Below are 11,673 nucleotides of genomic sequence, written 5' to 3' on the forward strand. Positions count from 1 at the left end.
TTCAGAATTGCGGTTTAAAATATCTTTTAAACAGAAAAGGCGCAATCTCTTGCGCCTTTCGTGATCCCGCTGGGATTCGAACCCAGGACCACTACATTAAAAGTGTAATGCTCTACCAGCTGAGCTACGGAATCAATCCTTTTGATTAAGGAGGGGCAAATATAGAAATTAAAACTTATCTACCCAAGTATTTATAAAAAAAGTTAAAAATGGGGTATGATACATCATAAACTCCACACAAACGTTTGCGTGGTATTTAATTAGTATAAAAGACTCAGCATCTCTACATTTAGTTCTGTAATTAACCAAAATGCTGGATTCTTTTTATACCGACGACACACGAATGAAAAAAAACGCAATGATCTTATTAGCTGTGCTGCTTTTTAGTTTAAAAGTTCAAGCACAACAATTACCTGCTGAGCTACAAACGCCCGAGGTAGTTTCTGTTAACAGAATGCCTATGAGGGCATCGGCCTATGCCTATGAAAACCAGGAATTGGCAGCCAAAAGAAATAAGGAAAAATCTGAATACTTTTTATCCTTAAACGGAACATGGAAATTTAATTGGGTTCAAGACCCTAGAAATAGACCCTTAGATTTTTATAAAAGCGATTTTGATGACAGTAAATGGGACAACTTTAAAGTGCCCGCAAATTGGGAAGTTAATGGATATGGCCTTCCAATATATGTAAACCAACCCTATGAATTTGCCGGAAAAAGAAATACTGGAAATAGAATGAATCCTCCTTTCGATATTCCAGAAGATAACAATCCGGTTGGCTCTTACAGGAGAAAGATCAATATCCCAGAAGCATGGAAAAACAGACAAATATTTATTAGTTTGGGTGCGGTAAAGTCTGCGTTCTACATTTGGGTGAATGGCAAAAAGGTTGGCTATAGCGAAGATAGCAAGCTTGCTGCCGAATTTGACATTACTAAATACGTAAAACAAGGAGAAAATACCATCGCATTACAAGTTTACCGTTGGAGTGATGGTAGTTATCTAGAATGTCAGGACATGTGGCGCATTTCTGGAATTGAAAGAGATGTATATCTCTACTCAACTCCAAAATTAGATATCAGAGACTTTAAAGCCACAGGTACTTTAGACAATACCTATGCCAATGGTTTACTCAATGTGGACCTAACAGTTGAAAATTATAGGATAGATCAACGAACCAACCATAGTAGACCTGATAGCTTTTATGTTGCCCTAAATCTGTTTGATGCAAAAGGAAATAATGTTTGGAAAGATGTTACAGGACTTCAAAAAGTATTGGGCAATTACAAAGCTAACCTTTCTTTTAAAACGCAGATAAGCAATGTAAAAACATGGTCGGCAGAAATTCCATACCTGTATACGCTCTATGTGACGCTTAAAGACAAAAACGACAAAGTAATTGAAGTAATTCCTCAACGCATTGGTTTCCGCTCGGTAGAAATCAAAGGCAGCGACTTATTAGTGAATGGAAAAAGAATCTTCTTAAAAGGCGTGAATCGCCACGAACATAATGCCACTCAAGGTCACACGCTTTCTCATGAAGATATGAGAAAGGACATGGAAATGATGAAAAAGTTAAACGTTAATGCAGTTCGCCACTCACATTATCCGCCAGATCCTTATTGGATGGAACTTTGTGATGAATATGGTTTATATGTAATTGATGAAGCAAATATTGAATCTCATGGCCGCTATTATAGTTTAGAAACGACTTTTGGTAACGACAAACAATGGCGGGTACCTCATTTAGAGCGCATAACTAGAATGTATGAGAGAGATAAAAACTATACCTCTGTAATTACTTGGTCGTTAGGGAATGAGGCAGGAAACGGTGTGAACTTTTATGAGGCTTATGAATGGCTAAAACAAAGAGATTTCCGCCCAGTACAATATGAAAGAGCTGAAAATGACTTTAATACGGATATGATTGTACCTCAATACCCAGACCCTAATTGGCTGGTTAGATATTCGAAAGGAAAAAGCGAAAGACCTATGATTATGAGTGAATACGCTCATATTATGGGTAATAGTCTAGGAAATTTTAAAGAATATTGGGACGCTATTGAAAATAATCCAAAACTTCAAGGAGGCTTTATTTGGGAGTGGATAGACCAGGCAATAGATACGGTAAAAAATGGAAAAAGAATTTTAGCCTATGGCGGCGATTTTCCGTTAGAAGGTCCGGTTAATGAAAACTTTAGCGATAATAATTTCTGTGTTAAAGGAGTAGTAACTGCTTATCGTGGTTTAACACCAATGGCTATTGAAGCAAAGAAAGTTTATCAGTTTATAAAAAGCAACTATTTAGGTAACAAACAGCTTAGCATTAACAACAGTTACTTCTTTAGGGATATTAGTAATATTCAATTGAAATGGGAGATTTTAGAAGATGGACGCATTATTGAAACTGGCATCGTAAATAACCTAGAAATTGGCCCAAGAAATACACAAACATTTACACTCCCTATAAAAACTGTTTCCAAAAGCGGTAAAGAGTATCTTATTACCTTAAGATACCTGCTTAAAACAGAAGAACCGTTTTTGGAAAAGGGATATGAAATTGCAACAGACCAATTTGTATACAGCGGCTCAGCTCCTCAATATCAAACCAAAACTGGCAATGGCGACTTAAAGGTTGAGGAAAGTGCGGAAAAATTAACAGTAAAAGGAAAAGACTTCGCAGTAAGTTTCGATTTAAACAAAGGCTTATTAACGAGTTATGTTTTAATGGGACAGGAGCTAATTTCCCAAGGACCTCAACCGGCATTTTACCGCGCTCCAACAGATAATGACATTGGCGCAGGCTTAAATAAATCGGCAAGAATGTGGAGGAATGTGTATAAAGAAGGCAGTAAATTACTATCAAAAAAAATAGAAAGATTAGCTGATAAAGCTTTGACCGTATTTTTCCATTCTTCATTGCTAAATGGCGATTCTGAAACTGAACAACTTTTTACAATACAAGCCGACGGAACGATCAAAGTAGACAATAAGTTAATTGCTATTAAAGGAAGCCACAAGGTACTGATGAGAATAGGGAATGATCTGCAATTGAATAAAGAGTTTAATGCAATCCACTTTTACGGCCGCGGACCTGGTGAAAATTACTGGGATCGTAAAACGGCCTCTTTAATCGGTTTATATAAGGGGAAAGTAAGTGAGCAGTATTTTCCATATGCGAGGCCACAAGAAAGTGGGAATAAAACTGATGTTCGGTGGGTCTCCTTTACTAATGCAAAAGGTAAGGGTTTGAAATTTGAATACATAGATAGTTTTTTGAATTTTTCTGCATTACCTTACGCTATTGAGGATCTTGATCCTGAAGCAGAAAAGAAACAATATCACTCTGGCGAACTAGTACAAAGAGATCAGGTTTATGTACACATTGACTTACAGCAACTAGGAGTGCAAGGAATAGATAGCTGGGGCTCATTACCTTTAAAAGAATATCAAATCCCGTACAAGAACCATCACTATAGTTATTGGATTAAACCAGTAAAATAAAACAAAAACAGAAATGAAGGGTTTATTATTTGATACTTAATAATTTTTTTTAATAAAACCTACATAAGATGAAAGATGTGAATATGCCTAAAAACAATCCGACAACCCAAGGAAGTCCGATTGCAGACCGTACCAATCATAGTGTAAAGGATGATAAAAAGATGAGGGGAATATCGAATGGCGGTGGACAAAGATCTGACCAAACATCGAACAGAGACAATGACCGCAAGAGAGGTCAAAAATAGAAAAGGCACCGGGAAACTGGTGCCTTCTTTATTTGCATTTCAAACTTTATCAAATCTGGATTGTTCTTAACATAACAGTTCTATCCATTTATTAAAATAAAACGAAATGAAATATCCAGTAATAGCATCATGCTTACTTATAGCCGCAACATTATCGCAAAGTTGTGTAAGCAATAAAAAATATGCAGAATTGCAATCTAATAACACGAAGCTGCAGCAAAGCAATCAGGAATTAAATTCCCGTCTTCAAGCCAGTGAAAGTGATTTGTCTGGTACGAAAATTCGGGTTAAAAGTTTAGAAGAACAAATAGCGTCTGAGAGGGCAAATGTTGCTTCTTTACAAGAAGCTTTAACAAAATGTTTAAATTCTAGTAACCAAGGCGGTGCTAACATTTCAAAATTAGTAGATGAAATCAACTCGTCGAACAAATACATTCAACAATTAGTGAATAGTAAAAACAAAAGCGATTCACTTAATGTAGTTTTAACTAACAATTTAACCAGGTCATTGAGTCGTGAAGAAATGAACGATGTAGATGTACAAGTATTAAAAGGCGTTGTTTATATTTCGTTATCGGATAATATGTTGTACAAATCAGGTAGTTATGAAATTTCCGATAAAGCAGGAGCTACCTTGGGTAAGATTGCTAAAATCATTAAAGATTATAGCGGCTACGATGTATTAATTGAAGGTAATACCGACAATGTGCCCATCAGTATGCCTAACATTCGTAACAATTGGGATTTGAGTGCGTTAAGAGCCTCGTCGGTTGTGCAAGCACTACAGAATAATTATGGTGTTAACCCTAAACGTTTAACAGCAGGTGGTAGAGGTGAATATAATCCCGTTGCAAGTAACGATTCGCCAGCTGGAAAGTCAAAAAACAGACGTACCCAGATTATTATCACGCCTAAGTTGGACCAATTCATGGACCTGATCGGAAAAGCGCCAGAGGCAGGTACAAATAAGTAGCTTTTTGTAATTAGTAGTTAGCATTTAACTAACTACTAATTACTATATTTGAAGCATGCCTAATTTTGCTAAATTATTAGAATCAATTATCCCTGCAGATCGTATTAAAGCAAGGTTAATTGATTTAGTTTCTTACGCCTCAGATGCTGGTTTCTATTATCTTCGTCCCACAGCAGTTGTTCAACCCGTCTCAGAAGACGAAGTAAAATCTCTTTTTCAATTTTCACATCAATATAAAATCCCGGTAACTTTTCGTGCAGCCGGTACCAGTTTATCAGGCCAGTCTATTTCAGATGGGATATTGGTCGATTTAAGTCAGCATTGGAATTTTGTGCGGGTAGAAGATAAAGGGGACACAGTTCGTGTTCATCCCGGCGTAATTGGTGCGGTGGTAAATTCGGAGCTAAGAAAATATGGACGCAAGATAGGCCCTGATCCCGCAAGTATAAATTCTGCTATGATGGGTGGAATTATCTCTAACAATGCCAGTGGGATGTGTTGTGGTGTAAGTAAAAATTCTTACCATACCATTAAACACGTAAAATTCGTCTTGCCAAATGGTAAAATGTACTTTACGGAAAACAAGGAGGATTATTTAAGATTTAAAACAGAGTGCCCAACCATATATGACGAAATATCATCAATCAGGGCTAAAATATTAGGCAACAACGAGATTTATGAACTCATTAGGCATAAATACAAAACTAAAAACACCGTAGGATATGCTGTTAACGCATTTATAGATTATGAAGATCCACTTGATATTCTTGCCCATGTTTTAGTGGGGGCTGAAGGTACTTTAGGATTTATTGCGGAAGCAGTATTAAATACCGTTCCCGATTATCCTGTGAAAAGTACAGCTTTATTGTATTTTCCCAGTATCTATGCAGCCTGTCAGGCCATCGTTCCCTTAACCGAATCTGGTGCCGAAGCAGTGGAACTCATGGATCGCGCGTCCTTAAGCTCTATCGAACTCATGAAAGGAGTTCCTGCTATTATCAAGACGCTTCCCGATACTGCAGCGGCTTTGCTTGTTGAATACCAGGGAAATACGGTAGGCGAGCTTAAATTGAAAGCCGACAATTTCTTAGCAGTAGCTCCACAGCTTTCTTTAATCGATACTCCTGTTTTTACGGAAGATCCCTATGAACAGGCCTTCTTATGGAAAGTAAGAAAAGGAATGTTCCCATCGGTTGGTTCGGTAAGAGCTAGCGGTACCACGGTTATTTTGGAAGATATAGCAGTACCCGTATCCCGTTTAGGAGATGCAATTCTGGATCTGCATGAACTTTTTATTAAACATCACTATACCAATGCGATTATTTTTGGACATGCCAAAGATGGAAATATCCATTTTGTAGTAACCCAGGCTTTCGATACAGCTGCAGAGATAGCAAGGTATGATGTGTTTTTGAAGGAGGTGGTTTCCTTGGTGGTCGACAAGTACCAGGGTGCTTTAAAAGCCGAACACGGAACCGGGCGTAATATGGCACCCTTTGTAGAAACAGAGTGGGGTACCGAGGTTTACCAGATCATGAAGGCTTTGAAACAGGTGATAGATCCCCAAAACCTTTTGAATCCCGGAGTAATTATCAATAACGATAAAAATGCGCACCTTCAAGCCTTAAAAGATTTACCTAAAGTGGAGGAGGAGGTAGACAAATGTATGGAATGTGGCTTTTGTGAATATAAATGTCCAAGTCGGAATATCACACTTACCCCGCGCCGTAGAATCGTAGTTCGTAGAGAATTATTAAAGCTAAGTAGAAAAGGAGATACCGCTCCCTATAAAGAATTGTTAAAGCAGTACCAGTATGATGGCCTGGATACTTGTGCTGTGGATGGACTTTGTGCAACAGCCTGTCCGGTTGACATTAATACCGGTTCCCTAGTGAAACGCTTACGGAGAGAAAACCATAGTGCTTTTGCCAATGGAGTAGCTTTACGTATTGCCAAAAACTTTAAACCCGTAACTAAAGTGGTAAAAGTTGGTGTATATGCCGCTACAACCATCAATAAAATATTCGGTCAAAATGCAATGGTAAATCTTACCAAAGTGGCAAAAAGGATAATTCCGGCAGTTCCTTTATGGTCAAACCAAATTATTCCTACTAAAAACCTTTCCAGTTATTTAAATAGTGGTTTTTCTACTAATATTCCCTCAGTTGTCTATTATCCTACTTGTATATCACGCGTAATGGGTGGCGCAGCAACAGATAGGAAAAATATTATAGATACTTTTATCAGTATTTCTAATAAAGCTGGGATGGGATTTTTAATTCCATCGGAAATCCAAAGTACCTGTTGTGGACAAATTTTTTCTTCAAAGGGTTTCACTCTTGCTTATCAGCATACTGTAAACGATACCATCAGTAAATTATGGGAGTGGAGTAGCCAAGGTGCTTTACCTGTTGTGATGGACATTACTTCCTGTACCCTAACTTTGCAGGATTGCGCGCATGCTTTAACACCAGAAAACAAACAAAAATTCGATGCAATTAAAATAATTGACAGTGTTGATTATGTAAAGGATTATTTATTGCCTAAGCTAAACATATTAAAAAAGAAGGATAAAATTGTATTGCATCCTGTATGTTCTTTACAAAAAATGGGCTTGGAAGCTAAATTTTTGAACATAGCGCAACAATTAGCATACGAAGTGAAAATGCCGGTTCACGCAGGATGCTGTGGTATGGCTGGAGACAGAGGTTTTATGTTTCCAGAATTAACGGCATCGGCTACCAAACCAGAGGCCGACGAGGTGAAGGACGAGGAATATGATGGTTATTATTCGAGCGGTAAAACATGCGAAATCGCCCTATCAGAAGCCGTAGGTAAAAATTACGAGTCAATTGTGTACTTATTAGATGAGTGTAGTTGATTCCTTAAAAGTGAACTCGTCTAACAACTTCATAGAGATCAATGCTTCCTCACCACTACAGGGGTTTGATGCTTTACCCAAAAAGTAATTGACTACCTGCTCGATCATTGGTTGTTGCACATGTTCTAAAGCATTAAATACGTAATCCTGCTGGTCACCGTTAACCGAAACCGTTATTTTATGTCCGAACATAGGGAAGCTGATTTTGCCATTACTGCCATAGATCTCACAAATATCCATTTGATCTTGGGAGGCTACCGAAAAACACCAGGTTCCATTAAAAATGATACCATTTTCAAATAGGATTTGCCCCGTTACCAAATCGTCGACAGCCGAATCTTTTTGTTGCCGGGTTGCCATACCCTTTGCATTGTTAACAGCTCCGAAAAAATAGGTCATCAAATCTAATTGGTGCGGTGCTAAATCGTGAAATAATCCTCCGCCCGATATGCTGGGGTCCATTCTCCAATTACTTTCAGTCTGGGCAACGAGCACAGGGTTTATAGGTTGAAGCATCTTTAACTGGATAAAGCGAATATCGCCAATGGCCTTTTGGGCCAAAAGTTCTTTTATCTTGATAAAAAGAGGTTGTGCTCTTCTATAATGAGCAACAACTAACTTGGTCTGATATTTTGTAGCAGCATTGATCATACGTTGAGCTGAAGACGCATTTAAAGTCATAGGTTTCTCAACATACACTGGCTTTCCGGCCGTTAATGCTGTTATTGTGTATTCCTCATGCTGCAGGGGAGGTGTAGCAATATAGATCGCATTCACCTCTGGATCATTAATTAATTTGCTTGCATCATTGTACCATTTCCGAACGTCATGACGCTTTGCATAATCTGCAGCTTTCGCACCATCTCTCCGCATTACTGCAACTAATCTTGAATGAGGCACTATATTAAAAGCAGGACCGCTTTTAACTTCAGTTACATCGCCACAACCAATTATGCCCCATCTAATTTCTTCCATATGCTCGTATCTCATTTTCGTTTTAAAAACCTTTATCTCCTGTCTTTAAATGTAATGGTTTTTTTAAAATTAGCTAGCCAATAGGCCTCTTTTTTAAAATTGATTTTATAAAAATTTTTAATAGTTATATATTAGGGGTTTAATAAATACACAAAAACAAACTAAGAATGAATTTAACAAGAAAAATCTTATTTGTAAGTCTAATTGGCCTCTCAACGGTACTATATTCTTGCAAAGCAAAAAAACCAATCGTCAAAACTCCGGCTCCGGTTTCTAAACCAGCAGCAGTTGAAGAGAAAAAAGCTCCAGAGCCTGAAAAGAAAGAAGAAGAAAAACCAATGCCAGTAGAAAAATTAAATTCCAATTTAGCGAAAGTTCAATTTGAGTTTAATTCATTTGTTTTGAAAACTGCCTCATTACCCATCTTAGATATGGCAGTAACGGAAATGAAAAAATTTCCTGATACAAAGTTTATCTTAAATGGTCATTCATCGGCAGAGGGATCGGAATCGCATAATTTATCGCTTTCTGTAGACCGTGCAAATGCAGTTAAATCTTATTTTGTAAATGCCGGACTGAATGCTGCTAACTTTAAAATCGTTGGCCATGGTGATAAAATGCCTATCGCCAGTAACAGTACCGAAGCAGGTAGGATTTTGAATAGAAGAACTGAAGTTCAAGTAGCGAACTAATACGCATTATGGTCGTAGGTTAACGCTACGACCATAACTTTCTTTTAACGATTATTATTTCTCATTTGCTACAACAAATTAATCGATTGTTTGTTTATAGCTTACATGAGTAAAGTTTTTACAATTACAGAAGGACTTGAGAATTTAGGCGCTCTGAGAACAGGCGGACAAGGTTCTGTATACAAAGGAAAACGAACCGGCACAATCTATACAGCCGTTAAATTAATTCCAACCCCAATTTCTGCGGAAGACCAAAACGATAAAAATTATAGGAATTTCAAAAACGAAGTAGCCAAACTTCAGAAAGTAAATGAAAATCCTAGTCCCAATGTAGTTAAGATCTTAAGCTCTGGCTTAACAGAAAGCGGTTCATTTCCATTTATAGAGATGGAGTTTATTGAGGGACCAGATCTGTGCGAATTACTTAAACCCCCACATGCACCCATATTTACCATTAAAGAACTGGTTAAAGTTGCCGGGCAACTAGCAGCCGCCTTGGCACATTGTCATCAGGTAGGGGTTAAACATGGCGATATTAAAAGCAATAATGTAAAATATAACCATCATACCGGTAATTATGTACTGCTCGACTTTGGTTTGGCCATCATGACCGAGGAGCAACGTAGAAGCAGTATAAGACACGCGGGAGCGATAGAATTCATGGCCCCTGAACAAAATTCAGGCGAAATGCTCACACAAACGGATGTGTATAGTTACGGAATTATATTATATGAATTACTGGCCGGGCAAGTACCATTCCCCTTAAAAGGAAACAGCGATACAGCCAGGAACACCGTAATGGTGAGCCATATGGAAAATGAGCTGCCCGACATGCTCATGCTACGTAGAGCCAATTTACCCGACAGCTGGTCTAAAGAACAACAAGAGCAAGAAATGATGTTACCGCTTTGGTTGTTAGATTTTATCAATACTTGTTTACAAAAAAATCCAGAGGCGCGCTTTAAGGACGGAATTGCGTTGCAAAATGCCTTTATCGCGGGAACGCTTTCGGCAACTCCTCCCGTACAAATTGAGAATGTTGTAGCAGAAGCACCTTCAACTGGCGTACGTTTGTCGACCTTTGTTTTTGCGTTGATGGTGGTAGCCTTGCTTGGTCTATCTACCTATGCGGCCTACTTAACTTTTCTTAAACCCGCTCCAGACATCACAAACATCGAGCAGCATGCGAGGCAGCAACTCCTCGATAGCCTTGAAACGGTTAGACAAGATTCTATTGAGCAGGAGCAACAGGTAGCCATCCCGAAACCGGTCGCGATTGACACACCAATCAAAACACAGGAAAAAATCAAGAAAGACACGGTAGATACGGCAGAAAACTTAACCCCTGACACTTCTTTAAGTCCAGAGTCGATCTAAATCTATACGCAATGAAAAACCAATATAAAACCACAAGATCTCTCAATTATGGAAGCAAAGACTAGTTTTTGGCAGCGCCTGGGCATTCAGGATTGGTTTTTAACAGATGAAACCAGAGGCATAAACGGCAAAACACCTGCGCTTACGCCGGAAGTAGTCTATAGCTATATCATTGAAAAATTTAAAAGCTCTATCAAAGAACTTTCTTTTGCCGACCGGGTAGTATTTTACCACGAATTTATTATCAGCTTTAATGCGGAAGATTACCGCGAGTTCGTAGAAAATAAGCAAGGGATCTTTGGACTCATTGTGCAGGAAACAGTAAAGAAGTTTTACGAAATCTTAAAAGGCTATCGCATGGCGGGAAAAAGGGTAGAACCTTCTGGCAATAAGTGGGTATTCAGGTTGGTATCTCATCCAGATTATGTACGAGGTGATAAAGGTTTTATCGGTAAGCTATTGCCAGATAATAACACTAAATCAGAAAATCTTAGAGTAACTTTTATTCCTCGACAAACAGGCATTGCACAAACTTTTGATGTGAACAATGATATCTTAAAAGGCTTCACCTATTATAGCGATGGCTATATGGAAATTCCTTACGAAGAGGAACTGGAGTATGTGGAAGGTGGGATTAAGACTTCCAACAATACTTTGCTAGGCCGTCTAGAAACAATTGTGCCAGATAAGCAATTTTCTGGAAAAAAGATTGAATTTTTAATTAAAGATCAGGAGGTAATTGTATCTGGCGCAGAGGAAAGTAGGGAAGAAACAAATATTTTTAAAATTCCTTCTGAATGGGTAAACTCACCACATTTGCAAATCCGCTTCAATAAGGCCGATGGAAAATTTTATGTAGCGTCCTTTGGCGAGCTTACCACCCTAAATGAGATCCAGATAGAAAAAAGTAATGTTAACTCACCAGTTTGGACTGAGCTTCCTATTAACTCAAGAATGTTATTGAACGGCATCGTGGGCCTTAACCTATTTAAATCTTAAGGATGTCGCAGGCTTTATCTATAGGA

The 11,673-nt window shown here is 38.2% G+C and carries 8 protein-coding genes and 1 tRNA gene; 7 read left to right on the forward strand and 2 right to left on the reverse strand.

Features of this window, described 5'->3' with window-relative positions:
• Nucleotides 1-61 precede the first annotated feature (61 nt).
• Nucleotides 62-134: transfer RNA gene (locus BM207_RS09165), tRNA-Lys, on the reverse strand.
• 209 nt (nt 135-343) lie between these two features.
• Here BM207_RS09165 and BM207_RS09170 point away from each other — a divergent pair.
• The 4 genes from BM207_RS09170 to BM207_RS09180 all read left to right on the forward strand — a co-directional run bounded on the left by BM207_RS09170 (nt 344) and on the right by BM207_RS09180 (nt 7,604).
• Nucleotides 344-3,505 (forward strand): beta-galactosidase, LacZ type, encoded by a 3,162-nt coding sequence (locus BM207_RS09170; protein ID WP_218155037.1) that lies wholly within the window; start codon nt 344-346, stop codon nt 3,503-3,505.
• A gap of 68 nt (nt 3,506-3,573) precedes the next feature.
• Nucleotides 3,574-3,750 carry a hypothetical protein gene (locus BM207_RS19100; RefSeq protein WP_177217089.1) on the forward strand — a complete coding sequence of 59 codons (177 nt, stop codon included), beginning with the start codon at nt 3,574-3,576 and terminating at the stop codon, nt 3,748-3,750.
• Nucleotides 3,751-3,856: 106 nt separating this feature from the next.
• The gene (locus tag BM207_RS09175; RefSeq protein ID WP_090993266.1) at nt 3,857-4,723 is read left to right on the forward strand and encodes an OmpA family protein; all 867 of its coding nucleotides are present in this window, start codon (nt 3,857-3,859) and stop codon (nt 4,721-4,723) included.
• Between the two features lie 55 nt (nt 4,724-4,778).
• Nucleotides 4,779-7,604, forward strand: coding sequence for an FAD-binding and (Fe-S)-binding domain-containing protein (locus BM207_RS09180; protein ID WP_090993267.1), 2,826 nt, complete (start codon nt 4,779-4,781; stop codon nt 7,602-7,604).
• On the opposite strand, the gene BM207_RS09185 is transcribed toward BM207_RS09180, so the two are convergent.
• On the reverse strand, nt 7,587-8,594 hold the full coding sequence (locus BM207_RS09185) for a Gfo/Idh/MocA family protein (protein ID WP_245768065.1): 1,008 nt from the start codon (nt 8,592-8,594) through the stop codon (nt 7,587-7,589). The genes BM207_RS09180 and BM207_RS09185 overlap by 18 nt on opposite strands.
• A gap of 152 nt (nt 8,595-8,746) precedes the next feature.
• Here BM207_RS09185 and BM207_RS09190 point away from each other — a divergent pair, with 152 nt between their 5' ends.
• From BM207_RS09190 to BM207_RS09200, 3 genes are all read left to right on the forward strand, one after another.
• Nucleotides 8,747-9,271, forward strand: coding sequence for an OmpA family protein (locus BM207_RS09190; RefSeq protein WP_090993269.1), 525 nt, complete (start codon nt 8,747-8,749; stop codon nt 9,269-9,271).
• Between the two features lie 105 nt (nt 9,272-9,376).
• Nucleotides 9,377-10,648 carry a serine/threonine protein kinase gene (locus BM207_RS09195; protein WP_090993270.1) on the forward strand — a complete coding sequence of 424 codons (1,272 nt, stop codon included), beginning with the start codon at nt 9,377-9,379 and terminating at the stop codon, nt 10,646-10,648.
• A 48-nt stretch (nt 10,649-10,696) separates the two neighbouring features.
• Nucleotides 10,697-11,647 carry a hypothetical protein gene (locus BM207_RS09200; RefSeq protein ID WP_090993271.1) on the forward strand — a complete coding sequence of 317 codons (951 nt, stop codon included), beginning with the start codon at nt 10,697-10,699 and terminating at the stop codon, nt 11,645-11,647.
• Nucleotides 11,648-11,673 lie beyond the last annotated feature (26 nt).

The organism is Pedobacter insulae (assembly GCF_900113525.1).
Classification (GTDB): domain Bacteria; phylum Bacteroidota; class Bacteroidia; order Sphingobacteriales; family Sphingobacteriaceae; genus Pedobacter; species Pedobacter insulae.

Bases quoted from the DNA above. Each gene is read 5' to 3' on its own strand.
- BM207_RS09170 (WP_218155037.1), top strand. From the start codon at position 344: ATGAAAAAAAACGCAATGATCTTATTAGCTGTGCTGCTTTTTAGTTTA.
- BM207_RS19100 (WP_177217089.1), top strand. From the start codon at position 3,574: ATGAAAGATGTGAATATGCCTAAAAACAATCCGACAACCCAAGGAAGT.
- BM207_RS09175 (WP_090993266.1), top strand. From the start codon at position 3,857: ATGAAATATCCAGTAATAGCATCATGCTTACTTATAGCCGCAACATTA.
- BM207_RS09180 (WP_090993267.1), top strand. From the start codon at position 4,779: ATGCCTAATTTTGCTAAATTATTAGAATCAATTATCCCTGCAGATCGT.
- BM207_RS09185 (WP_245768065.1), bottom strand. From the start codon at position 8,594: ATGAGATACGAGCATATGGAAGAAATTAGATGGGGCATAATTGGTTGT.
- BM207_RS09190 (WP_090993269.1), top strand. From the start codon at position 8,747: ATGAATTTAACAAGAAAAATCTTATTTGTAAGTCTAATTGGCCTCTCA.
- BM207_RS09195 (WP_090993270.1), top strand. From the start codon at position 9,377: ATGAGTAAAGTTTTTACAATTACAGAAGGACTTGAGAATTTAGGCGCT.
- BM207_RS09200 (WP_090993271.1), top strand. From the start codon at position 10,697: ATGGAAGCAAAGACTAGTTTTTGGCAGCGCCTGGGCATTCAGGATTGG.